At 53.1% G+C, this 21580-nt stretch carries 24 protein-coding genes; 10 read left to right on the top strand and 14 right to left on the bottom strand.

Features of this window, described 5'->3' with window-relative positions; genetic code table 11:
* Nucleotides 1–69: 69 nt before the first annotated feature.
* Nucleotides 70–540 (top strand): hypothetical protein, encoded by a 471-nt coding sequence (locus ACMWKA_RS18900; protein ID WP_013096730.1) that lies wholly within the window; start codon nt 70–72, stop codon nt 538–540.
* 46 nt (nt 541–586) lie between these two features.
* Here the strand turns inward: ACMWKA_RS18900 and ACMWKA_RS18895 are convergent, their stop codons facing one another.
* Nucleotides 587–1510, bottom strand: coding sequence for a LysR substrate-binding domain-containing protein (locus tag ACMWKA_RS18895; protein ID WP_038419341.1), 924 nt, complete (start codon nt 1508–1510; stop codon nt 587–589).
* Nucleotides 1511–1547: 37 nt separating this feature from the next.
* Nucleotides 1548–2450, bottom strand: coding sequence for a LysR substrate-binding domain-containing protein (locus tag ACMWKA_RS18890; RefSeq protein ID WP_414760505.1), 903 nt, complete (start codon nt 2448–2450; stop codon nt 1548–1550).
* A gap of 134 nt (nt 2451–2584) precedes the next feature.
* On the opposite strand from ACMWKA_RS18890, the gene ACMWKA_RS18885 reads away from it, so the two are divergent.
* Nucleotides 2585–3127 carry a hypothetical protein gene (locus ACMWKA_RS18885; protein WP_058650343.1) on the top strand — a complete coding sequence of 181 codons (543 nt, stop codon included), beginning with the start codon at nt 2585–2587 and terminating at the stop codon, nt 3125–3127.
* On the top strand, nt 3124–3963 hold the full coding sequence (locus tag ACMWKA_RS18880; RefSeq protein WP_038980540.1) for an MBL fold metallo-hydrolase: 840 nt from the start codon (nt 3124–3126) through the stop codon (nt 3961–3963). The genes ACMWKA_RS18885 and ACMWKA_RS18880 overlap by 4 nt, the downstream gene beginning before the upstream one ends.
* Nucleotides 3964–3987: 24 nt before the next feature.
* Here ACMWKA_RS18880 and ACMWKA_RS18875 read toward each other — a convergent pair whose 3' ends face one another.
* From ACMWKA_RS18875 to ACMWKA_RS18860, 4 genes are all read right to left on the bottom strand, one after another.
* Nucleotides 3988–4491: a DUF523 domain-containing protein gene (locus ACMWKA_RS18875; protein ID WP_097533528.1), complete on the bottom strand. Its 504-nt coding sequence runs from the start codon at nt 4489–4491 to the stop codon at nt 3988–3990.
* A 123-nt stretch (nt 4492–4614) separates the two neighbouring features.
* A complete protein-coding gene (locus ACMWKA_RS18870; protein WP_013096733.1) occupies nt 4615–5358 on the bottom strand; it encodes an SDR family oxidoreductase in 744 nt (247 codons plus the stop codon).
* Nucleotides 5359–5513: 155 nt separating this feature from the next.
* The gene (locus ACMWKA_RS18865; RefSeq protein WP_414760504.1) at nt 5514–6302 is read right to left on the bottom strand and encodes a phosphotransferase; all 789 of its coding nucleotides are present in this window, start codon (nt 6300–6302) and stop codon (nt 5514–5516) included.
* A gap of 74 nt (nt 6303–6376) precedes the next feature.
* The gene (locus ACMWKA_RS18860; protein ID WP_242465769.1) at nt 6377–6886 is read right to left on the bottom strand and encodes a DUF1963 domain-containing protein; all 510 of its coding nucleotides are present in this window, start codon (nt 6884–6886) and stop codon (nt 6377–6379) included.
* A gap of 273 nt (nt 6887–7159) precedes the next feature.
* Between ACMWKA_RS18860 and ACMWKA_RS18855 the strand changes: the two genes are divergently transcribed.
* A complete protein-coding gene (locus ACMWKA_RS18855) occupies nt 7160–7570 on the top strand; it encodes an ASCH domain-containing protein (RefSeq protein ID WP_045295241.1) in 411 nt (136 codons plus the stop codon).
* Between the two features lie 122 nt (nt 7571–7692).
* Here ACMWKA_RS18855 and ACMWKA_RS18850 read toward each other — a convergent pair whose 3' ends face one another.
* Nucleotides 7693–8004 carry a YebG family protein gene (locus tag ACMWKA_RS18850; protein ID WP_040023215.1) on the bottom strand — a complete coding sequence of 104 codons (312 nt, stop codon included), beginning with the start codon at nt 8002–8004 and terminating at the stop codon, nt 7693–7695.
* A gap of 238 nt (nt 8005–8242) precedes the next feature.
* Here ACMWKA_RS18850 and ACMWKA_RS18845 point away from each other — a divergent pair, with 238 nt between their 5' ends.
* Nucleotides 8243–9073, top strand: coding sequence for an alpha/beta fold hydrolase (locus ACMWKA_RS18845; protein WP_020688164.1), 831 nt, complete (start codon nt 8243–8245; stop codon nt 9071–9073).
* A 48-nt stretch (nt 9074–9121) separates the two neighbouring features.
* On the opposite strand, the gene ACMWKA_RS18840 is transcribed toward ACMWKA_RS18845, so the two are convergent.
* On the bottom strand, nt 9122–9484 hold the full coding sequence (locus ACMWKA_RS18840; protein WP_013096738.1) for a helix-turn-helix domain-containing protein: 363 nt from the start codon (nt 9482–9484) through the stop codon (nt 9122–9124).
* A gap of 334 nt (nt 9485–9818) precedes the next feature.
* On the opposite strand from ACMWKA_RS18840, the gene ACMWKA_RS18835 reads away from it, so the two are divergent.
* Together ACMWKA_RS18835 and oqxB are read left to right on the top strand one after the other, a co-directional pair.
* Nucleotides 9819–10994: an efflux RND transporter periplasmic adaptor subunit gene (locus ACMWKA_RS18835; RefSeq protein WP_194500172.1), complete on the top strand. Its 1176-nt coding sequence runs from the start codon at nt 9819–9821 to the stop codon at nt 10992–10994.
* A 23-nt stretch (nt 10995–11017) separates the two neighbouring features.
* Nucleotides 11018–14170 carry a multidrug efflux RND transporter permease subunit OqxB gene (gene oqxB / locus ACMWKA_RS18830; protein ID WP_347500489.1) on the top strand — a complete coding sequence of 1051 codons (3153 nt, stop codon included), beginning with the start codon at nt 11018–11020 and terminating at the stop codon, nt 14168–14170.
* A gap of 58 nt (nt 14171–14228) precedes the next feature.
* Here the strand turns inward: oqxB and ACMWKA_RS18825 are convergent, their stop codons facing one another.
* From ACMWKA_RS18825 to ACMWKA_RS18815, 3 genes are all read right to left on the bottom strand, one after another.
* On the bottom strand, nt 14229–14708 hold the full coding sequence (locus tag ACMWKA_RS18825) for an RrF2 family transcriptional regulator (RefSeq protein ID WP_013096741.1): 480 nt from the start codon (nt 14706–14708) through the stop codon (nt 14229–14231).
* 171 nt (nt 14709–14879) lie between these two features.
* Entirely contained in the window at nt 14880–16268 is a 1389-nt protein-coding gene (locus tag ACMWKA_RS18820) for a sensor histidine kinase (protein WP_414760503.1), read from the bottom strand.
* On the bottom strand, nt 16268–16945 hold the full coding sequence (locus ACMWKA_RS18815; protein ID WP_284155871.1) for a response regulator: 678 nt from the start codon (nt 16943–16945) through the stop codon (nt 16268–16270). The genes ACMWKA_RS18820 and ACMWKA_RS18815 overlap by 1 nt, the downstream gene beginning before the upstream one ends.
* Before the next feature lie 205 nt (nt 16946–17150).
* On the opposite strand from ACMWKA_RS18815, the gene ACMWKA_RS18810 reads away from it, so the two are divergent.
* The 3 genes from ACMWKA_RS18810 to ACMWKA_RS18800 all read left to right on the top strand — a co-directional run bounded on the left by ACMWKA_RS18810 (nt 17151) and on the right by ACMWKA_RS18800 (nt 19791).
* Nucleotides 17151–17984 (top strand): MipA/OmpV family protein, encoded by an 834-nt coding sequence (locus ACMWKA_RS18810; RefSeq protein WP_414760502.1) that lies wholly within the window; start codon nt 17151–17153, stop codon nt 17982–17984.
* 266 nt (nt 17985–18250) lie between these two features.
* Complete coding sequence (locus ACMWKA_RS18805; RefSeq protein ID WP_414760501.1) at nt 18251–18967, top strand: SDR family oxidoreductase; 717 nt, start codon at nt 18251–18253, stop codon at nt 18965–18967.
* A gap of 128 nt (nt 18968–19095) precedes the next feature.
* Nucleotides 19096–19791: an alpha/beta fold hydrolase gene (locus ACMWKA_RS18800; RefSeq protein WP_414760500.1), complete on the top strand. Its 696-nt coding sequence runs from the start codon at nt 19096–19098 to the stop codon at nt 19789–19791.
* A 71-nt stretch (nt 19792–19862) separates the two neighbouring features.
* Here ACMWKA_RS18800 and ACMWKA_RS18795 read toward each other — a convergent pair whose 3' ends face one another.
* The 3 genes from ACMWKA_RS18795 to paaY form a co-directional block, all read right to left on the bottom strand.
* Complete coding sequence (locus tag ACMWKA_RS18795; protein WP_414760499.1) at nt 19863–20345, bottom strand: hypothetical protein; 483 nt, start codon at nt 20343–20345, stop codon at nt 19863–19865.
* Nucleotides 20346–20427: 82 nt separating this feature from the next.
* Nucleotides 20428–20940 carry an N-acetyltransferase family protein gene (locus ACMWKA_RS18790; RefSeq protein ID WP_414760498.1) on the bottom strand — a complete coding sequence of 171 codons (513 nt, stop codon included), beginning with the start codon at nt 20938–20940 and terminating at the stop codon, nt 20428–20430.
* A 37-nt stretch (nt 20941–20977) separates the two neighbouring features.
* A complete protein-coding gene (gene paaY, locus ACMWKA_RS18785) occupies nt 20978–21574 on the bottom strand; it encodes a phenylacetic acid degradation protein PaaY (RefSeq protein WP_414760497.1) in 597 nt (198 codons plus the stop codon).
* Between the last annotated feature and the right edge of the window lie 6 nt (nt 21575–21580).

Raw genomic sequence — 21580 nt, 5'->3', positions numbered from 1 at the left:
TGTCGTTTTTCAAACGCGACGTCCCTGAAATATCATCCTTCAAAATTGATAAATGTTCAGGGAGCAAACATGACGCTTGACGTTATATTTCATTTAATGAAGCTGGTCTCACTAGATGAATATTCATCCGGCGCCAATTTATCGGCACTGCTGGAATCGCTGTCAGCAGAAAAAGAGAACGATGTCACCCTTGCGGCCTTTGTGCATCGCCTTCACATTCTGTGTGCCGCTCACAACGACCCCATGCAAGCTGAAGCGTTGCTCGCCGCTAATCTGCCAAAAGAAGGTGAGCCCCTTCCCGTACTGGATTTTTCAGGATGGCCGCTGGTGCGTTACGCCCTTTCAGGTGAATTACAAACACCCGAGTCCGAGGCGTACTTTCAGAACGTCACGTCGGCTGCCACTATATTGCGTGCAGCGATAGTAGATTCAGAGCGCGCAAACAATACGCCTGCGATCGCTATTCTCGATAAACTTCTCAACCTGAACGGTGCATTGCCGGAAAGGTATAAAAAAATGGCAAATATTCCTTACGCCTGAAGTTTATAGGGCAGGATACGCCCGCGGCATATCCTGCTTTTGATAACTACAGCCGATGCTCGTCGTATTCCAGACAGATGATATCAAGAGAAGGAATGACCGGGGCATGCAGGTCAAGCCAGTCCAGCAGACATTCAATACTCTTTTTCCTGAGTGAATTTTTCGGCCAGACAATGTAATAACCGTCTCCGGTGGCGATGGCTTCTTTGAAAGGCAGCGCAAGCAGGCCGCTATTCAGCGCGTCAAGCGAAAGCAGCAGGTCGGCAATCGCGACGCCATGGCCGTTCATGGCGGCACTACTCCCCTGTTCAAGGGTGTCGAAAACCGCTCCGCGACTCATATCAAGCCCGGGGAATAACCCCGTCCTTCTCAGCCACCGCCGCCAGTCGCGTCTGTCCGGGGAAGGATGGATCAGATCGCACTGCGAAAGTTGCTCTCGGGCAGATTCCAGTAAAGCGGGGGTACAGACCGGAATAAGCCATTCACTGAAAAGCAATCGGCTCTCCGTTGACTCGCCAAAATGGCCGTTGCCCAGCAGGATCGCGCAATCATAGGGCTCTCGCGTGAAATCAACGGTATCGATGTCCATCCAGACGCTGGCTATTTCAACGTTGGGTTTTTCATGATGTTCACGAAACGATCGCAGGACGTTAAGCAACCATCTCATGGTGAGCGTACTGGGTGCCTTCAGCCGCAACAGGTGGTTTTCACTTCTGAAAGCCCGACAGGCCCACTCGATACTCCTGAACCCTTCGTGAAGCTGCCCGGCCAGAACACGCCCCGCCTCACTGATCTCCACTCTCGGCCCCTGCCGTTTGAACAGCTCACAGTCGAACCACATTTCCAGGGTGCGGACATGTCTGCTGACCGCGCCCGGCGTAATATTGAGCACCTCAGCGGCTTTACTGAAGGAGTTTACTCGCGCAGCGACTTCAAAGGCGCGCAGGGCATAGAGTGGTGGTAAGGACATAATTCCCCTTTACAGGATGGCGGCCGAAACCAGAGCTTCATCTTGAGTGACTGGCAGGCGTAGTGATTTCAGCCAGCAGCCAGCGTTCAAACGTCACTAACGCCGCGTCATTGATTCCCGTTTCCGCCGGTTTAATGAAACAGAATGTCTTAATTAACCTTTCTGAGGCAGGCCATGGCGAAACCAGCATGCCGCTGCGTAGTTCGTTTTCGATATACATGCGTGGTATCAATGCGACGCCGTGACCTGCCAGCACAGCAGCGATCGCCATTTCATGAAGATCGTACCGTACGCCCTGAGACGGGTTATCAAGACTGATCCCGCTTTCCAACGCATAGCGATGCCACGCATCCGGATTCTGCCGGCGATGGATCCGCGCAAGTGCATTGAGTTGCTCACCGGGTTCCTTATCCATTAACAGTGCAGGATGACACACCGGCACCAGTTTTTCCTCAAACAACGGCTGCAGTCGCATCCCGGCCCAGGCGGGATGTTGAAAATGAACGACGGCATCAAAGCCGCTCCCGGGCAAAATAAACGGATCCGTTCTGGCCGCAAGATTGACTGAGATCTCAGGGAACTGCGAGGTAAAGCGGCTCAGGCGGGGAATGAGCCAGCGGCTGCAAAACGTCGGCAGCACGGCAATATCCAGACTCTGAATCCCCTCCTGCATGCCCATGATGTCCTGAGTCTCCCTTTCGAGCCGCTCAAGAGTTTCACGTACATGATGAGCATAGCGCGCGCCAGCAGGATTCAGCTTTACGCGGCTCCCGGTACGGTCAAACAGTTTGCAGTTTAACAGCGATTCCAGACGTGCAATCTGGCGGCTAATCGCCCCTTCCGTCAGAAAGAGCTCCTCTGCAGCCCGGGCAAAATTACCATGCCTGGCAGCGGCAACAAAAGCCTGCAAAGAGGCGCTACTGGGTATCTTTTTGCGCATTAAGCCTGGTCCTGAGGCCGCGCATATTCTGCGCAGTCGATGAGTTAATGTCACTGAACCATGACATAGTATCGATTTAAAGCACGAAAAACAGCCTGTAGCATGATGAAAAGTCATTAAGTGAAGAGGTTGTGATGTTCTATATCGTGGAATGTTCGTATAACGATCCGCCAAGCGAAGCTGAGTGGAGCACGTTTTATAGTCAGGAGAAATTGCCCGCTCTTCTCTCCGTGACCGGATTTATGACGTCTCAGCGTTTTCGGGCCATCACGCCTGGCTGCCCGGTTTATCTTGCCCTGCATACCGTTACCAACGCGGATGTTTTGCACAGTGAAGAGTACCGTCTGAAAGGCGGCGGTAATTTTTCTCGCTGGCAGAGGTGCATAACTGACTGGCACCGTAATCTCTATGCCTGTGAAGATCCGGCGCCCGCTCTCTCCTGCGATCAAATTTTGCTGTTAAGCACTCATCTCGTTAGTCCTGCCGGACACAGGGCCATCGACATGCAGGCCGTGGGGCTGGATTGTTCCCCGGAACGTCGCGTTGCGTGGGTGTTGCCTCGTGAAACTGCCATCCAGGCTTCGCCTCTTCCTGAGGTCTATCTCTACGAACCACTGACACCCCAGTTGCAGCGTTCAGGCATCAATACGCAACCAGAACAGCGGAGTACGCGATGATTCAGTCCACCTTCCCGGTACGCCAGATTGGCGATTTTGAGATTACCGCGCTCAGTGACGGCGTTCTGTCAGCTCGTCTCGATTTGCTCTCAGGAATAGAAAACGCAGCGGCAAACGAAATCCAGGAGCATGCAGGCGTCGCGGAACCCGGCGATATTCACATCAATGGCTACCTCATCCGGGGCCGGGGGAGAATTATTCTGGTTGACGCTGGCGCAGGTGGGGTGAACAACGTGGGGGGTGACCTTATCACCCATCTCGCCGCGGTTGGCGTGGTTCCTGACGAGGTGGATACCGTTTTATTAACGCACTGTCATCCGGACCATATTGGTGGTCTGCTGGATGCTGAACAGCGTCCTGTCTATCAACATGCAGATATTTTTCTTCACCCTCTGGAAGCGGAACACTGGTGGGACGATAACACGCTAAACAGTGCCGATGCGCGTGCAGCGCGTAATTTCAGGTTCGTGCGCCAGACGTTACAGGCGTGTAGTAAACAGGTGCGTTTTTTCGATGAGAACAGTGTTACCGAAGGGATCCTGCCGGTCTGGTTACCCGGCCACACGCCCGGACATACCGGGTTTCTCATTCACTCGCATGACAAGGACTTACTGATATGGGGAGATATTGTCCACTACCCGCATATACAGTCTGCCCTGCCGGAGGTTCGCATCGCCTTTGACGCGGATCCTGCACAGGCCGAAGCAACGCGCAAAGAGGTGCTGGAACGCGCGGTCAGGGAAAATCTGCTCGTTGCGGGAATGCATATCGGGCCGCAAGGTTTTGCGCGCGTTCTCCGTATGGGAAGTGGATATCGACTCTCTTACTCTGGTTAAGACGTCAGGCTTGTTCATTCGCGTTCAGCATACGGGCTTTTCTCTTTCGTCAATCCAGCGCATCAATTCCGGAAGCTGCGTTTCTGAGAATACCGCGATCCCATGTTCAGCGAGTAATGCTGCCGCGACACCCATCCCCGTGTTGCGCACGCCGCTAAAAGAACCATCATAGATATGCTGGCTCCCGCAGGTTGGGCTGCCATCCGTGAGCAGCGCCGCGCGACAGCCATGCTCCTGTGCGGTACGTAGCGCCAGCCAGGCGGCAAGCTGATAGTGCTCGGTGACATCCTGGCCCGTATTCTCAATGATTCTGGCCTGCCCGCGCATGACATCCCGACCGTCGGCCGACAAAATCTCTGCTGGTGGTCGGGGCACCGGCAACCCGGCAGCCAGTTCAGGACAGTGGATCACTAACCGCTGCTCCGCTTGCCAGCGGGAGAGTTGCGCCATCGCCTTCGCTTTTTCGCTGCCGTTATAACGCACCCTGAACCCCATCAGGCACGCACTGACCAGAATTTTATTTATCATCGCTTCCCTGTCGTGTAGATGATGAAAGTGAGGAAGTGTAACACGCTGCGGGTACTGGCGTGGATGGTGAGGGTTGGCTGTGTGCGCGACGTGCACGTACTTATCACATCAACGTCAATCAATTCAGCCCCTGCTAACCAGATCTTCGCGCGTTGGGCCTTGAAAATAGATGTGGCTGATATGGCAACTGCGAGGTTGCATCAGTACAAAACGAATGGTTTCCCAGACCGAGCGCCCGTTCAGCAGACCGTCCCCCATTCTGGATTGATCATCAAAAGCTGGCTCTAATCCGGTATTTTCGAAATCGGGTGGATACAGACCAGTAACACGTATGTTTTCTTCAGACATTTGCCGCGACAGTTTCGTTATAAACCCGCTCAGCCCATGTTTACTGGCGAAAAAAGCGGGATGCGCAATTGAATCGGTGAAATTCGGGATCCCACAGGTAGAGATAATCGAGATGATATCAGCGCTGGCTGAACGTCTTAATCCGGGCAGTAATGCCTGAGTCAAGAGAATCGAACCCGTCAGACCTGAACTGATGGTATTGATAATTTCTGTGTCTGGCTGATCGTCAAACCTTCCTGACAACCACTGAGCAGCATTGAGGATTAAAATGTCTACAGGCTTGTCTGACGTTAACAGCTGTGAAGAAAACTGAGAAATGGAATCAGGTTGGGTTAAATCACAGAGATACCCTTTTGCCATGCCGCCTTCAGCAGTGATGATGCTGCAGGTGTTTTGAATATCATCAGCGCGCCGCGCGCAAAAATCCACCTCGACGCCTTCTCGTGCCAACCACACGCACAACGCCTGTCCAAATCCCCCGCCGCCGCCAGTAATGACGGCTCTTTTACCTCTCAGCATCTTCATGTCTCCGTTTGTAGTGATTATGTGTTGGTGGAGATATAGCATGGGGAGGCGGAGCGACATCTTTCCGTTAGTGCCATTTACATGTAAGAAAGACAGGCAACATCGAATATTGTCTACTCAATATGTCGATGAAGCCTGAAGATGATCATTCATAGCATCGTGATGACATCATTTAACCAGCCAGGAAGATGTTCCCTGTACCAGTCGAGATATAAAGGAAAGTCTGCGTTTTGCCGCTCATTAAGTAGCACAATGACTTCGGTGACAATCCATGCTTTGGCAATGGCAATTTCTCTCGCTAACGCATTACGGTCATGATGGAAAGAGAACTGGCAATAGCGTTCAGCAATATCAGTAAACATTAGCTTCGAACCCATCCCTTTTATCAGAGGGGCAAGATCGATCGCAGGACTCCCTTTTCCAAATCGTTCCCAGTCGAAAAGAACCAAATCACCGTTTTCTCTTCTTCCCCAATTGCCAGCATTGCTATCGCCAGAGATTAGGCTTGGGTAAGCGAACAAAACATCACTACATTCCTGAAATAGCCGAAATTGCTGCGTACTTTTATCTGGTAACGCTAAAAGCATGAGGGACTTTTCGAGCGCCAGTTCTGACCACGAGTGGCTGTGGTAAATCCATTCAGAATTTGCGGGGAAACCATGCAAGCGTGCCAACATAGCGATGGCGTCGTCACCTGCGACATCGTTCTGTTCAACCTTTTCAGGAATATATTCCAGTATTAACTTGCGTAAAGGGGCATCAGCGGAAAAGAGCATTGGGGTAACAATGCCAGCCTGATTAAGCTTCGTTGCAGCGTACTGATAAAAGCTGTACTCCACCTCTCCGACAGGACATTTTTCAATCACTTTATGCCCGCAGTCACTTACACTCAGCATTACTTTCGCGGTGCCCATTTTTGATAAATCCGTAGCAGACATGCACTGTCTCTTATGAATGAGTTGGGACGGTGGCACGGAGAATCCACCTGAAGCAAGACGCTAACGTTGTATGCTCAGTAAAACTGACACGAAAACGTCCAAAGTCCCTCCGGTGATTTGTGAAAATAGCCGATACCATTATCCGCCCACATCCAGTTGACCTTTTCCTCTGATCCCACCTGAAAGACAAAGTCTTCTATCCCCACGCCATGTTGTATCTCCATCGGGTATCCTCCGACCTTGGTTCCCCTGTAGCGTTTAAAATCATCATGGAAGCGGTCACTTGCCTCCTGATCATCGTTTACGTCAGAAAGGTCGATAATATCCCAGGCATCTTCCCATCCCGGCGCATCATCATTAACGCCTATCCATCGAACCGGAAATGCGCGATAAGGCGTGTCTGTCGCAGGCAATAACTCAAGCCCTTCAAGGGTGGCATATTCTCGTATGAGCCAACCTTCACCATGAGGTTTATCAAATGGATGGCTTTCAATATTGTGAAAGAGCACCAGGAGTGCCACGTCCTTCAGTTGCTCAGGGATAACGGGAAGCTCATCTATACGAATCTGAAGAAGCGGAAACATCGGCTGCCCCTTCCAGAGTGGTAATCCTTCACCGGGAAGAGCGACACCGTTTAAAAACCAGGATGTAAGGGGGTCTGCCGGGGGACGAAAACCGCCCACTTGTGCCACCGATGCAGGACGTAATTTGGATCTGAGCTCGTCTAAAACTAACGCACTCCTGGATTTCATATTTGTCGCCTTACGTATGAAGATGCTCTATACAGTCTGAAATAAAGACGTTTTTATTATATCGTAATCATTATTCATCAGACCTGCATATAAAAAGGGCTTGTCATGTTTGTGGTTGAGAAATTAAAAGTGAAGTACCCAGGCGCCGGTGCCTGGCAAATGGGCGACAGCCCGGAACTGGCCAGCGAGCTTGCAGACCTGATTAAAAAAGGGATCAAAACCGCTTCCTGCGGATCTTTTGCCTCTTATCAGCAGGAGGAGTCTGCCCCTCGGATCGGGAGCTATAACATTATTCTTGATGGCCAGAATGTTCCGGTCTGTGTAACCCGGCTGGTTTCAATGCGACTGGTGCGTTTTTGTGATGTGACCGAGGCGTTTGCCCGTAAAGAAGGTGAAGGCGATTTAAGCCTTGAATACTGGCAGAAAGAGCATCAGCGATTTTTCACCCGAGAAGGTCATTTTTCTGAAGATATGGAGTTGATCGCAGAAGAATTTGAAGTGGTTGAGGTGCTGTGAAATGAGAGAAAATTAATCGCCCGGTCCAGGACGTAGCAGTCAGGGTATGAAAGGCGCCACCGGCGCCCTGGTGTAAGACGTATTGCAGTACCTCGACTGTTTTTCCACCGTTAATGTCCCTGTCAGGCAGCTTTCACGGCTCTGATTTTTTTACTGCCCGCTTCATCAGATTCTGTTTTTTCGGTTACAGCGTTGAGATCGGGCAGTTTGCTGGTACGCAGAATATGCTGCACGGCCTCTTTCTGCTCGGCGAGATACAGCCCCAGATCTTCAGCCTGCGTTTCGTCCATCTGCAGTCCGCTTTGCAGCAGCCAGTCGGTGAACGCGTCTGCCATGTCGAGCAGTTTGTCGTGCGCGTCAGCCTCTTTCTTACTGGCAAATGTCATTTTCTCTTCACCTTTTCTTACAACAACATATTTTGTTTCAACCGCCATGATGCGCCCCTTTCACTGTATTTATATACAGTATAACCCTTCACGGTGTAGGTTGCAGCTAAAATTTATTTTCTGTCCGTCCCCCTTACCGCTGCCCCACTCTGCCCGCCTGTGGGTGAGCCTTAACCCAGACGGCCAGCGTATGAACTACACTTCTTAATTCGCGGCGGAGTCGGGCCGTATACCGCATTTCATTTCTGCCTTTCATGCAATCTGTCTATCTGAGTGGAGAATAATCATGGGTTATGTAACAACTCGCGATGGCGTCAATATCTACTACAAGGACTGGGGTCCAAAAGACGGGAAAGTGATCTTTTTCCATCACGGCTGGCCGCTAAGCAGTGATGACTGGGACGCCCAGATGCTGTTCTTCGTCAATAAAGGATTTCGCGTTGTGGCCCATGACCGTCGCGGTCATGGTCGTTCAGATCAGGTGTGGGACGGCCATGATATGGATCACTACGCTGACGATGTGGCCGCCGTTGTAGAACATCTTGGCGTACAGGGTGCGATGCATGTCGGGCATTCAACCGGCGGCGGTGAGGTGGTGCGTTATATCGCCCGGCACGGTGAAGACAAAGTTTCCAAAGCCGTATTGATCAGTGCTGTACCGCCCCTGATGGTGAAGACGGAGAGTAATCCTCAGGGTACGCCAAAGTCAGTGTTTGATGATTTTCAGGCCCAGCTGGCGGCGAATCGTCCTCAGTTTTATTATGACGTGCCCGCGGGACCCTTCTATGGATTTAATCGCCCGGGGGCGAAGCCTTCCGAAGCGGTCATCTATAACTGGTACCGTCAGGGGATGATGGGAAGCGCCAAGGCGCATTACGATGGGATTGTGGCCTTCTCGCAGACTGACTTCACGGAAGACCTCAAAGGGATATCCATCCCTGTTCTGGTCATCCATGGGGATGACGATCAGGTGGTGCCGTATGCAGATTCCGGCGCGATGTCAGTCAAGCTGGTCCAAAACGGAACCCTGCATACGTATAAAGGCGCGCCTCACGGTATCCCAACGACACATGCCGATCAGGTTAATGCCGATCTTCTCGCCTTTATAAACAGTTAACCCCGCGCCTTACCCCCTCAGGCGGGAGCGAAACGGTTCCCGCCCAGGCTAGGGGGAGGTCTGGCATAAATGCCGCGTTTTGGGGCTGACAATGCTGCGACGCCATGCCCCCGGCGCCTGACCATACTGACGCTTAAAGCTGCGGTTGAAAGACTGCTGGGAGTCAAAGCCCAACGCAATCGCCACGTTCAGGATCGGCTCATCGCTATGGGTTAACCGCTCCATCGATTTTTGAAGTTTCTGCGCACGGATATACTCGGCAATAGGATAACCCGTGTGTTCTTTGAAGATCCGCTGAAGATGCCATTTTGAATAGCCTGCACGCTTTGATACGGTCTCAATGTCCAGACGACTATCCAGGTTGTTATCGATCCAGTCGAGCAGATCGTGAATAAATGCGCCAGTGTCCATCTTCTCCCCCACACGCCACGTAGTAAAAAGCACCTTTGTTTGTTGCATTTAAAGATGGCCCGTTTTGATGTTAAATGCAAGTTTTATTGTTGCATTTAAATCCCTGCCGAAAACGCGCCTTTTTCCCCGGCCTCAAATAGCACATAAAGTGCAACAATTATTCTTGCACTAAATTTAGCGCCTACCTACAATCGCCGCGATAGTGTATTCACAATTGTTACAGTTTTGTGGCGATGAACGACACAAATGGCCTTAAGCCAGCCCGGACAAAGGAAGTGGCGCGGCGTCCCCCGTTGCGTCTTGCCCGGCGGCTACAACTACCGGAATAAAAATAATGAGCCTGCAAAAAACCTGGGGTAATTTTCATCTGAACGTGTTGGGCGCGGTGTTACTCTCCGCCCTGCTCGTCGGGTGTGACGAGGGTGTCGCGCAAAATGCCGCGCCACAAGCGCCCACCGTCAGCGCCGCTGACGTGGTCGTCAAATCCATTAGCCAGTGGGATAGCTTTAATGGCCGGATCGAAGCGGTGGAAAGCGTACAGCTCCGCCCCCGCGTCTCCGGCTACATTGATAAAGTGAATTACACCGACGGTCAGGAGGTCAAAAAAGGCCAGGTATTGTTCACGATCGATGACAGAACCTATCGCGCCACGCTGGAACAGGCGCAGGCAGCGCTGGCAAGAGCCAAAACGCAGGCCAGCCTGGCGCAAAGCGAGGCAAACCGTACCGATAAACTGGTCAATACCCATCTGGTATCCCGTGAAGAGTGGGAGCAGCGCCGCGCTGCTGCCGTCCAGGCCCAGGCCGACATTCGCGCCGCACAGGCGGCGGTGGATGCCGCGCAGCTGAACCTGGATTTCACTAAAGTGACCGCCCCTATCGACGGGCGCGCCAGCCGCGCGTTGATCACCAGCGGGAACCTCGTTACCGCCGGTGACAGCGCCAGCGTGCTCACCACGCTGGTCTCGCAGAAGACGGTTTACGTCTACTTTGACGTGGATGAGTCAACCTACCTTCACTATCAAAAACTCGCCCTCAGCGGGCAAGGTGCCGCCAGCACTCACCAGGCGCTACCGGTTGAGATTGGACTGGTGGGTGAAGACGGCTATCCCCATCAGGGCAAAGTCGATTTTCTTGATAATCAGTTAACACCCAGTACCGGCACCATCCGCATGCGCGCGCTGCTGGATAACACACAGCGTCAGTTCACGCCGGGACTGTTTGCCCGCGTCCGCCTGCCGGGCAGCGCGGAGTTCCAGGCCACGCTTATCGACGACAAAGCGGTGCTGACCGATCAGGATCGTAAGTATGTCTATGTCGTTGATAAAGAGAGTAAAGCGCAGCGTCGTGATATTACGCCAGGGCGTCTGGCCGACGGTTTACGTATCGTCCAGCAGGGGCTGAAGCCTGGCGATAAAGTCATCGTCGACGGTTTACAAAAAGTGTTTATGCCGGGCATGCCGGTAAACGCGAAAACCGTTGCCATGACCACCCGCGCCGCCCTTAACTGATCCCTTATCTGAGAATCCGACCCATGGACTTTTCCCGCTTTTTTATCGACAGGCCAATCTTTGCTGCGGTGCTGTCGATACTGATTTTTATCACAGGATTAATCGCCATCCCGCTGTTGCCGGTGAGCGAATACCCTGACGTTGTGCCGCCAAGCGTGCAGGTGCGCGCGGAGTATCCCGGCGCCAACCCGAAGGTGATTGCAGAGACCGTGGCGACGCCGCTGGAAGAAGCGATCAACGGCGTTGAAAACATGATGTACATGAAGTCCGTCGCCGGCTCCGACGGCGTACTGGTGACCACCGTCACGTTCCGCCCAGGAACCGACCCGGATCAGGCCCAGGTTCAGGTACAAAACCGCGTGTCACAGGCCGAAGCGCGCCTGCCGGAAGACGTTCGCCGTCTGGGTATCACCACCCAGAAGCAGTCGCCGACACTGACGCTGGTGGTGCATCTGTTTTCGCCCGGCGGTAAGTACGATTCACTCTATATGCGTAACTACGCCACGCTGAAAGTGAAGGATGAACTGGCGCGTCTGCCCGGCGTCGGCCAAATCCAGATTTTTGGCTCGGGCGAATACGCGATGCGCGTCTGGCTGGATCCGAATAAGGTGGCAGCACGCGGCCTGACCGCCTCGGACGTGGTAACGGCGATGCAGGAACAAAACGTGCAGGTGTCCGCCGGACAGCTGGGCGCCGAGCCGCTGCCGAAAGAGAGCGATTTCCTGATCTCCATTAACGCGCAGGGTCGTCTGCATACTGAAGAAGAGTTTGGCAATATTATCCTGAAAACCGCGCAGGACGGCTCGCTGGTGCGACTGCGCGATGTGGCGCGCATTGAAATGGGCTCCGGCAGCTATGCGCTGCGCTCCCAGCTCAACAATAAAGACGCGGTCGGGATTGGTATCTTCCAGTCGCCGGGAGCGAACGCCATCGATCTGTCTAACGCGGTGCGCGCTAAAATGGCAGAACTGTCTAGCCGTTTCCCGGAAGACATGAAATGGGCGGCACCGTACGATCCGACGGTATTCGTGCGTGACTCCATTCGCGCGGTCGTGCAGACGCTGCTGGAAGCGGTGGTGCTGGTTGTACTGGTGGTCATTCTGTTCCTGCAAACCTGGCGTGCGTCAATCATTCCGTTGATCGCGGTGCCGGTCTCGGTGGTGGGCACGTTCAGCGTTCTTTATCTGCTGGGCTTTTCGCTTAACACCCTGAGTTTGTTCGGGCTGGTGCTGGCGATCGGTATCGTCGTGGACGATGCCATTGTGGTGGTGGAAAACGTCGAGCGAAACATCGAAGAGGGGCTGGCTCCGCTGGCGGCAGCGCATCAGGCGATGCGTGAAGTCTCCGGGCCCATTATCGCGATTGCGCTGGTGCTGTGCGCGGTGTTCGTGCCGATGGCGTTTCTTTCGGGGGTTACGGGTCAGTTCTACAAGCAGTTTGCGGTGACGATTGCGATATCAACGGTGATCTCCGCCATTAACTCGCTGACGCTTTCGCCTGCGCTGGCCGCCCTGCTCCTGAAGCCGCACGGCGCGCCGAAGGACCTCCCTACCCGGCTTATCGATCGCCTGTTCGGCTGGATTTTCCGTCCGTTCAACCGCTTCTTCCACCGTAGCTCGAACGGTTATCAGGGGCTGGTGGGCAAAACGCTCGGACGACGCGGTGCGGTGTTTGTGGTCTATGTGCTGCTGCTCTGTGCCGCAGGCGTGATGTTTAAAGCCGTACCCGGCGGGTTTATTCCCACTCAGGATAAGCTGTACCTGATTGGCGGCGTGAAAATGCCGGAAGGCTCATCGCTGGCACGTACCGATGCGGTGATCCGCAAAATGAGCGAAATCGGTATGAACACCGAGGGCGTGGATTATGCGGTCGCCTTCCCGGGGCTGAATGCGCTGCAGTTCACCAATACGCCGAATACCGGGACGGTCTTCTTTGGCCTGAAACCGTTTGACCAGCGTAAACACACGGCGGCGGAAATTAACGCCGAGATCAATGCCAAAATCGCGCAAATCCAGCAGGGCTTTGGCTTCTCCATTCTGCCGCCGCCTATTCTGGGGCTGGGTCAGGGGTCGGGTTACTCGCTGTACATCCAGGATCGGGCCGGTCTGGGATACGGTGCGTTGCAAAATGCGGTGAACACCATGTCGGGCGCAATTATGCAGACGCCGGGAATGCACTTCCCTATCTCCACCTACCAGGCGAACGTTCCGCAGCTGGATGTGCAGGTCGACAGGGATAAGGCCAAAGCCCAGGGCGTGTCGCTGACCGATCTGTTCGGGACGCTGCAAACCTATCTGGGATCGTCTTATGTGAATGACTTTAACCAGTTCGGGCGCACCTGGCGCGTGATGGCGCAGGCCGACGGGCCGTATCGCGACAGCGTGGAAGATATTGCGAATCTGCGCACCCGTAATAACCAGGGTGAGATGGTGCCGATTGGCAGTATGGTCAATATCAGTACCACTTACGGGCCCGATCCGGTGATCCGCTACAACGGCTATCCGGCGGCGGACCTGATTGGCGATGCCGACCCGCGCGTCCTCTCCTCTACCCAGGCAATGACGCAACTGGAGGGGATGTCTAAGCAGATCCTGCCGAACGGGATGAATATCGAGTGGACGGATCTGAGCTTCCAGCAGGCCACTCAGGGGAACACGGCGTTAATCGTCTTCCCGGTCGCGGTTCTGCTGGCGTTCCTGGTCCTGGCGGCACTGTACGAAAGCTGGACGCTGCCGCTGGCGGTGATCCTTATCGTGCCGATGACGATGCTCTCTGCCCTGTTTGGCGTCTGGCTGACCGGCGGTGATAACAACGTGTTCGTGCAGGTGGGACTGGTAGTATTGATGGGGCTGGCGTGTAAAAACGCGATTCTTATCGTGGAGTTCGCCCGCGAGCTGGAAATCCAGGGCAAAGGTATAATGGAAGCGGCGCTCGAAGCGTGCCGCCTGCGTTTACGTCCGATTGTGATGACCTCCATCGCCTTTATCGCCGGGACCATCCCGCTCATCCTCGGCCACGGTGCGGGTGCAGAAGTGCGCGGCGTCACCGGGATCACCGTATTCTCCGGTATGCTGGGCGTAACGCTGTTTGGCCTGTTCCTGACGCCGGTGTTTTACGTGACGCTGCGTAAATTTGTCACGCGCGGCAAAGTGGAAAGAGAGGTCTTGCCCGCGTAATACGCTGCAGATAACAAAAAACCGCCTTCACGATGAAGGCGGTTTTTTTATGCAGCCATTAATGCGCTTTCTTGTACTGGGCAATCAGTTCGGGCACCGGATCGCACCCGCTGGTATCCGCTTTCTTGAGCTCTTCCAGCGCGCTTGCCACGGTATGACCGGCTAAGACCGCGAGTGACGCCTGCTCGGCCTCTTCAGCAATGGATTTAAAGTACCAGCACGTATTCGCGCTCACCACGCAGCGCGCCGGTACGTCGGGGCGCGACGCCCACAGCTTTTTATCTTCTATAACAGAAAGGTAGATATCACGCAGGGTGATCTGTTCCGGCGGGCGGCCAAGATGAATTGAGCCGTTGCGACCAAGCGTTGAGACGATAATACCGTCACGCGTGAGGGGAACCATCAGTTTGCGGATGAAGCTCGGATTCGCTTCCAGGCCGTAGGCCAGAATCGCACTCGTCGAACGTTCACCCAATTGCTCCGCCATCGCTACGCTGAGAACCATCTGCAAAGCTGTCGGGAAGCGGTAATCTAACATTTACGTATCCTGGGTTGCGGTGAATCTTATTCTTTTTGGCACCGCAGAGGTGAATAATCAATAAGCAACAATATAACAAATACCGTAATTATTTTGAAGCTATCTACTTTGACCCGCCCCGTAAAAAAGAGTTTCCATCGCGCACGAAATGGGATCACCCTCCCGTTTTCTTCAGGCAAACACCGGGTTGGGGAAATCCACCGTCACCCTGAGCCCACCGTCAGCAGAGGTACTCAGGCTCACGCTGCTGTTGTGCTGCTGCGCCACCGCTTTAACGATGGCCAGACCCAGCCCGCTCCCGTTCTGCACCTGATTCGGATCGCGGAAAAACCGGTCAAACACCCGTTCCCTCAACGCAACCGGAATACCCGGCCCGGCATCGGAGACGCTGAATTGAGTGGACGTCTCCGCCGAAAAGAGATCGACCGCCACCCGCCCGCCTTGCGGGCTGTATTTAATGGCATTTTCAATCACGTTATCGATAAGCGACATCAGACGTTCTCTGACACCGCTCACCCAGCTTTCTTCCAGAGCGTAGAATTCAAGCTCAATATTGCGTTCCGCGGCGAGCGGTGCCAGCACCGCCATGCGCTCCTGGATGAGCGTCGTAAGCGGTACCGGCTCCATCGCCGTATCCACGCTTGCTTCGCTGTGCATCATCAGCAAAAGCTGATTAACCAGACGCGCTGCCCGGCTATTGCTGCGAATAATTCCCGCCAGCAGCGCCTGTTGATTATCACTGCTGACGTAGGCCTGCAACGCCTCCACATTGATTCGCATCGCAGCCAGCGGCGTGCGCAGTTCGTGAGCGGCATCGGCAATAAATACCCGCTCCCTTTCCGTGCTTTCTCGCACCCTGGCAAGGAACTGATTAATCGCACTCACCATCTGGCTAAGCTCCCTGTGCGTTGGCACGGCTTTTAACGGAGAGAGATCTTCTGGCGCGCGCGAGGCAATTTCATTCACGACGTTGTTCCACGGGCGCATAGCGATGCGGATTGACAGCCATGCGGGAAACAGCAGAAAAGGAATACACACCAGCAGCGGCATGATGTAGTAGCCGCGCGAGTTGAGGTAGATAAAGAAATTCCACCCCGCAGCAGGCGTCACCAGCGTCACCTCCACGTCGGAATTCGCGGATTTTAGCGTGCGGCTTGTCCAGCTACGTCCGTCGCTGTGAATTCGCTCTATCTTACCCAACCGGGTATTTTTCACGCCTATCGGTGCGCCAGCAGAGGCATACAGTATTGCGTTATGCTTGCGAATAATCATGGTGATGGAGAGTCCCGCATCGTCCCCTCCGCCGTAATCTTCCCGCAACGCCTGGCTGAACTGCTCCAGCACCTCGCTTCGCTCCTGCGTACGTCCTTCCATGCGTTCAACAAGGGTAAATATGGTTTTATATGTCTTATCGCCGGTCAGGATCGGGGGGCTACGTAAGTCATCCCACAGCATCCAGGTTAAAAAAAGACACCACAGCAGGGTCAGCAGAAGCATCTGAGCGACCATGATTCGCCGCACCAGCGTGGGCACCCGCAGAAAACGCCACAGGTTTCGCATCAATTTGCTTCCTTCTGAATCGCAACGGTGTCAATGACATACCCGACGCCCCGTACCGTTCGTACATAGCCCTCGCCAATTTTTCGACGCAGGTTCCCCATATGCACATCAAGCGCATTACTCATGTTTTCTTTCGCACCAAAGATCCTTTCTTCCAGAAAACGGCGCGTAAGCACGCGGTCAGCACGCAACATCAGGGTTTCAAGCAGCGCGTATTCGCTGGCCGTAAGCTCAATATGGCGGGAACTCACCGTGACGCGACGCGTCGGCACATGCAGGGATAATCCTCTGATTTCTACCGCCTCGTTTTGATAGCCATAACTGCGCCGCGCAAGCGCCCTCACCCGGGCCAGCAGCTCGGCGAGCACAAACGGTTTAACCAGATAGTCATCGGCACCGGCATCCAGCCCGCTCAGGCGATCCTGCAGCGTTCCTCGCGCCGTCAGGATAATAACGGGGATGCCTTTTAGCTGCTGACGTACGTACGCCATCAGACTCATGCCATCGCCATCCGGCAGCCCCAGGTCGAGCAGAATAAGTTCAGGCGCGCAGACAGCAAGTTGATGCAGCGCATCCTCTTTGCGGCGGACCCATATGACATCTAATCCTTGATCTGCAAGGGCAATACGCACGCCATTGCCGAGATCAAGGTCGTCTTCAACAAGTAATATTTTCACAAGGGCAACTTTATCAACCGTGAATGAAGAACGTCTTAAGAAAGAGACGGTAACAGGTAATTTAACAGTTTTGCATCATCGGCATCTGCTTCAGTCTTTCTTCATTTTGAGCTCATAAGAACCTTAGGGTGGACATTCAAACTGGGCGCTCTGGCGATTAACACCGCTTGTAACGTAATCATTTGAATCCAAAAGGACTTCTTTAATGAGACATATCGAACTGCGTCACTCGTTCCCCCTTTCGCTCCCGGGGCTCAGTCTGAAGAACATCGTGCCAGGCGCGCTGCTGGCATTACTGGCCACCCCGGTACTGGCCGCAGAACAACAGGGCAACGTGCTGACCTTAGGCGGAGGCGTGGATGTTGCGCCCCGCTATTCGGGTTCGGATAAAAACCGCGCCACCACGGCGGTGGTGGTGGATTACGCGATGTATAACGGATTCTTCGTCAGCACCACGCGAGGGATCGGTTACGGCAACAACATCGGCAACCTGGATTACAGCGCGGCGCTGAGCTATCGCGCGGGCCGTAAGGATCGGGACGTGGATAGCGATTCGATCAGCGGCGGCAGCGATTATTTGCGCGGTATGGGCGACATCAAAGGTTCGGCTCTGGTAGTGCCAGGGCTGGGGTACAAAGTCACCGACTGGCTGAATCTGCAATTACAGGCAGAGGTGCCGGTTTCGGAGCGAGACAACGGCGAAGCGCTGCATTTCGGCATTTCCAGCCCGCTCTTTACCTCACCGAACAACGCGGTGACGCTGTCGCTGACCGGTAGCTGGGGCAGCAGCAAGTACATGCAGACTTACTACGGGGTGAATGCATCCCAGTCCGCCGCATCCGGGTTTGCCCGATATGACGCTAGCGCCGGAATTTATGCCTGGTCAACGAATCTCGACTGGACGCACAAGCTCACCCAACGCTGGAGCGTGGTTGCCGGTGCAGGCGTTACGCAGCTGATGGGGGATGCAGCCGACAGCCCGATTGTTCAGCGAAAAACCTCGCCGACGGGAAGTTTGAAGGTTACGTACAGTTTCTGATTTATTTGGATGGAACGCCAAAACCCGCCCCGTGTTAGATGACGGGGCGGCACTTGATAGGGATAAGGAACGTATCGCGTCAGGTTGACAGGTCATGATTGCAGGCTGGCATGTGTACCACGTTATTCTGTTACTGCGCGAGCGTCGGTTTTGAGCGATGAGCAAACGTTGGCAATTATTCTGCTAGCCTAATAGAGGGTTAGTAAAAATGGGATTTCAGTTAGCATTGGATTCTCATTCTGCCAAACGAAACTGAGGATTTTAATATGGGGCCTTATCGCACTTATCTAATCACTGGTGCAACAAAAGGGATAGGAAGAGCACTCAGTGACAAATTATCAGAACAGGGTCACCAGGTTGTGGGTATTGCCCGTAATGTTGATGCCAGCTTTCCGGGGGTTTTATATACGGCTGACCTGAGTAGCGCTGATGAGACTAACTTAATTTTATTGAAAATAGTCGAAAATCACGAAATTCACGGCATTGTAAATAATGTGGGTGTAGCCTTACCTCAACAACTTGGAGGCATTGATATTCAAACGTTCCTGAAGGTCATGGATATAAACGTACGGGTGGCAGTTCAAATAACACAAGCGCTCATCGGCAACATGAAGAGCAGAGGCTGGGGAAGAATAGTTAATGTATGTAGCCGTGCCATCTACGGTGCGATTGACCGAACAGCTTACTCAGCAGCAAAAAGTGCTCTGGTAGGTTGTACACGGACCTGGGCATTAGAGCTTGCTCAATTCGGGATCACCTCAAATGCGATTGCTCCTGGGCCAATAGAGACAGAGCTTTTTCATAAAACACGACCTGTTGGAAGTGAAGCAGAACAACGTATTTTATCGACAATTCCAATGGGCAGACTGGGTTCTCCTGCTGAAGTGGCTTCAGCGATAGCCTTTCTTTTATCACCAGAAGCGAGTTTTATTACTGGCGTAGTAATGCCTGTTGATGGTGGAGGAAGCCTGGGAGGACGTTAGAAACGTTCAGAAACTCTGTGGAAATAGATAACGCCTATCCAGGGCAGAAATTTGATATTGTCGCAGTTAGTAAGATATTTTTAACCTGTCTAATCCAATAAATACACTGATGCATTTAAGCGAGATCTATGAGTTTAAAGCCGCGTAAAATCGTTTTAATTCCAGGGTTTATGCTGAATGAAATGCTTTGGCATGAATTTGAAACATACCTCCCGTCAAACTGTATTGTTCATCATGCAGCTGTAACTGAAGGACGAACCATTCATGATGTAGTGCAGCATTTGATTACTCTTCTGCCTGAGAAGTTTTCTTTGATAGGTTTTTCGATGGGAGGGTATATTGCCCGGCAACTGGCAGCAGAATTCCCTGAACGTGTAGAGTCCTTAGTGCTTATTGCCAGTTCCTTACGGGAAGATACGCCGTTAGAGGCTAAAGCAAAGCGGAAAAGCGTGCAGTCATTGTCCCCCACAACGTTTAAGGGGCTGAGCAGACATGCTATTGCCCGGTCACTCCACCCTCTAAACACATCAAATCAGGATATGATTTCAGCTATCCAGAAAATGGGATGCTCTCTGGGATTTGAAGCCTTCATCACGCAATCATCCTTGTCCAGGCAAGGTATACCTTCTGCAACGATACGTTGTCCAACACTGGTTATCGCCAGTGAAGATGATGCCATCCGTTCGATGAAGGAGGCAGAAGAATTGGTCGAAGCCATACCTTATGCGTCGTTAAGAATCATTCTGGATTGCGGCCATATGATTCCGCTCGAACAGCCCAGGGAGTTGGCAAGAACTATTGTTGAATGGATCCCGGCCACGTAAATTATTGGGGGTTTATCCGGCAAATATCCTGACTTACTTCATCAGGGTATGTAGCGCAACAGCCCCATATTTCACGCCTCCCTCCAGGGCACAGGCTCACCAATAAAGGTGTGCGTACAGCAGCGGCAAGTCACTTTTACGTCCCTGGCACTAATCGATGGGTTAACCTGTTGTAAAACGCCATTCTCGTCAACAAACAGGCCCGGATAAAAGCTGCTATCGCCAATACAGACTAAATCCCTTTGCTGATGCTCATGCAACGCGACTAACCAGAACACAGGCTCGGTAGTATCAAGACGTCCACAAACTTCGCTGAAAACGTCATCCCACGGCTTGCCAATCTGTTTGAACAAAAAGTAAAACAATGGCGTGTAGTCACGTCCTCGCTTTTGTCCACTGTGCATGGTTTCACGTGTTACCAGCAGCTCATCCCCGGATTTTTTACGATTACGTTCCCAGCGATACTCAGCGCCAGGGTTGTTAGAATAGTGTCGTGTCGTCGTGTTGACGCTACGATACAATTTACGTGACTTGTGCTGTTGATGAGCCCGCATAGCCAGATCTCCCCCATCCCTCTTTCTGAACCTATAATCCCTGTCTGACGAAGACGAAAAGCCCCCTATAAGCAAAGGAAAGCTATAACTCCATTCCCATGATCTTCAATACACTCCGCTGCGACGCTGTTTCGAAGACCGTATCCTTGATAAACCGCATCCCCTGCTTTTCATAAAATCGCCGGGCACGTTCATTCTGTTCAAGCACCTCGAGCCACAGAAATTTTTTGCCATGACTTCGGGTAAGTTCGATGACGCTGCTAAACATGCTCTGACCGTAGTGATTACTCGTCTTAGTCGGATCAAGATAGAGTTTATTAAGAAGCACACCGCTGATGTCGGTATCAGGGATTGTAGCTTCCCATGTCAGTTTCATAAAACCAATCGGCTGATCAAGGTCCGCCACATACCAGCTTGTGCCGCTGTCTCTCAGACTCTGTTCTATCGCCGCAACAGAATATTCTGACTCCAGAAAATCGTTTAGCTCTGATTCCGACTTCCACAGATGCTTAAAGTGCGCGGGATAGATGCGATAGCCCAGTTCACTGAGTAATACTGAATCTGCTGATGTTGCTTGTCGTATGAGTAATGTCACAGGATGCTCCCTTGCCCGGTAATATACATTCCCCACGCTACACCGCCGATTTCGGCCGTAAATTCTCATCAAACGTCAGTCGTTTGCGTCCCGGCTCTTCTTCGCGCAGCGGCTCCACCTGATACATCGTCAGCTTACAGCGCTCCACCAGCACCTGATACTCGCGCGTGCCCTGCTTCTTCCATGCCAGTTCCTGTTCGCTCAGCTCACGAATCGCTTTCGCCGGACTGCCGATAATCAAATGGTTAGCGGGCATCTCGGCTTTCGCCTTCACAAACGCCGCCGCGCCGACGATGCTGTTTTCGCCAATCACCGCCCCATCCATCACCACCGCGTTCATCCCTACCAGGGCGTTGCGGCGGATAATACAGCCGTGCAGAATGGCGCTGTGGCCGATATGGCCGTCCTCTTCCACCACCGTATCCTGCTCCGGGAAGCCGTGCATCACGCAGTTATCCTGAATGTTCGCGCCATCTTTCACCACAATACGGCCAAAGTCGCCGCGCAGGCTGGCATTGGGGCCGACATACACACCTTTCCCCAGGATCACATCGCCAATGAGCACCGCTGTCGGGTGGACATAGCTCTCGTCTGGCACCACCGGCGTCAGACCGTCAATTTGATAAACAGGCATCCTCAC

This window comes from Enterobacter sp. 03-F-07-AD-ECC (assembly GCF_047530935.1).
Lineage (GTDB): Bacteria > Pseudomonadota > Gammaproteobacteria > Enterobacterales > Enterobacteriaceae > Enterobacter > Enterobacter cloacae.
The sequence above is the reverse complement of the archived record's forward strand: the minus strand, read 5'-3'. Positions and strand labels throughout refer to the sequence as shown.

Excerpts from the sequence above, each read along its gene's own strand:
- ACMWKA_RS18900 (WP_013096730.1), top strand. The coding sequence starts at position 70 with ATGACGCTTGACGTTATATTTCATTTAATGAAGCTGGTCTCACTAGAT.
- ACMWKA_RS18895 (WP_038419341.1), bottom strand. The coding sequence starts at position 1,510 with ATGTCCTTACCACCACTCTATGCCCTGCGCGCCTTTGAAGTCGCTGCG.
- ACMWKA_RS18890 (WP_414760505.1), bottom strand. The coding sequence starts at position 2,450 with ATGCGCAAAAAGATACCCAGTAGCGCCTCTTTGCAGGCTTTTGTTGCC.
- ACMWKA_RS18885 (WP_058650343.1), top strand. The coding sequence starts at position 2,585 with ATGTTCTATATCGTGGAATGTTCGTATAACGATCCGCCAAGCGAAGCT.
- ACMWKA_RS18880 (WP_038980540.1), top strand. The coding sequence starts at position 3,124 with ATGATTCAGTCCACCTTCCCGGTACGCCAGATTGGCGATTTTGAGATT.
- ACMWKA_RS18875 (WP_097533528.1), bottom strand. The coding sequence starts at position 4,491 with ATGATAAATAAAATTCTGGTCAGTGCGTGCCTGATGGGGTTCAGGGTG.
- ACMWKA_RS18870 (WP_013096733.1), bottom strand. The coding sequence starts at position 5,358 with ATGCTGAGAGGTAAAAGAGCCGTCATTACTGGCGGCGGCGGGGGATTT.
- ACMWKA_RS18865 (WP_414760504.1), bottom strand. The coding sequence starts at position 6,302 with ATGTCTGCTACGGATTTATCAAAAATGGGCACCGCGAAAGTAATGCTG.
- ACMWKA_RS18860 (WP_242465769.1), bottom strand. The coding sequence starts at position 6,886 with ATGTTTCCGCTTCTTCAGATTCGTATAGATGAGCTTCCCGTTATCCCT.
- ACMWKA_RS18855 (WP_045295241.1), top strand. The coding sequence starts at position 7,160 with ATGTTTGTGGTTGAGAAATTAAAAGTGAAGTACCCAGGCGCCGGTGCC.
- ACMWKA_RS18850 (WP_040023215.1), bottom strand. The coding sequence starts at position 8,004 with ATGGCGGTTGAAACAAAATATGTTGTTGTAAGAAAAGGTGAAGAGAAA.
- ACMWKA_RS18845 (WP_020688164.1), top strand. The coding sequence starts at position 8,243 with ATGGGTTATGTAACAACTCGCGATGGCGTCAATATCTACTACAAGGAC.
- ACMWKA_RS18840 (WP_013096738.1), bottom strand. The coding sequence starts at position 9,484 with ATGGACACTGGCGCATTTATTCACGATCTGCTCGACTGGATCGATAAC.
- ACMWKA_RS18835 (WP_194500172.1), top strand. The coding sequence starts at position 9,819 with ATGAGCCTGCAAAAAACCTGGGGTAATTTTCATCTGAACGTGTTGGGC.
- oqxB (WP_347500489.1), top strand. The coding sequence starts at position 11,018 with ATGGACTTTTCCCGCTTTTTTATCGACAGGCCAATCTTTGCTGCGGTG.
- ACMWKA_RS18825 (WP_013096741.1), bottom strand. The coding sequence starts at position 14,708 with ATGTTAGATTACCGCTTCCCGACAGCTTTGCAGATGGTTCTCAGCGTA.
- ACMWKA_RS18820 (WP_414760503.1), bottom strand. The coding sequence starts at position 16,268 with ATGCGAAACCTGTGGCGTTTTCTGCGGGTGCCCACGCTGGTGCGGCGA.
- ACMWKA_RS18810 (WP_414760502.1), top strand. The coding sequence starts at position 17,151 with ATGAGACATATCGAACTGCGTCACTCGTTCCCCCTTTCGCTCCCGGGG.
- ACMWKA_RS18805 (WP_414760501.1), top strand. The coding sequence starts at position 18,251 with ATGGGGCCTTATCGCACTTATCTAATCACTGGTGCAACAAAAGGGATA.
- ACMWKA_RS18800 (WP_414760500.1), top strand. The coding sequence starts at position 19,096 with ATGAGTTTAAAGCCGCGTAAAATCGTTTTAATTCCAGGGTTTATGCTG.
- ACMWKA_RS18795 (WP_414760499.1), bottom strand. The coding sequence starts at position 20,345 with ATGCGGGCTCATCAACAGCACAAGTCACGTAAATTGTATCGTAGCGTC.
- paaY (WP_414760497.1), bottom strand. The coding sequence starts at position 21,574 with ATGCCTGTTTATCAAATTGACGGTCTGACGCCGGTGGTGCCAGACGAG.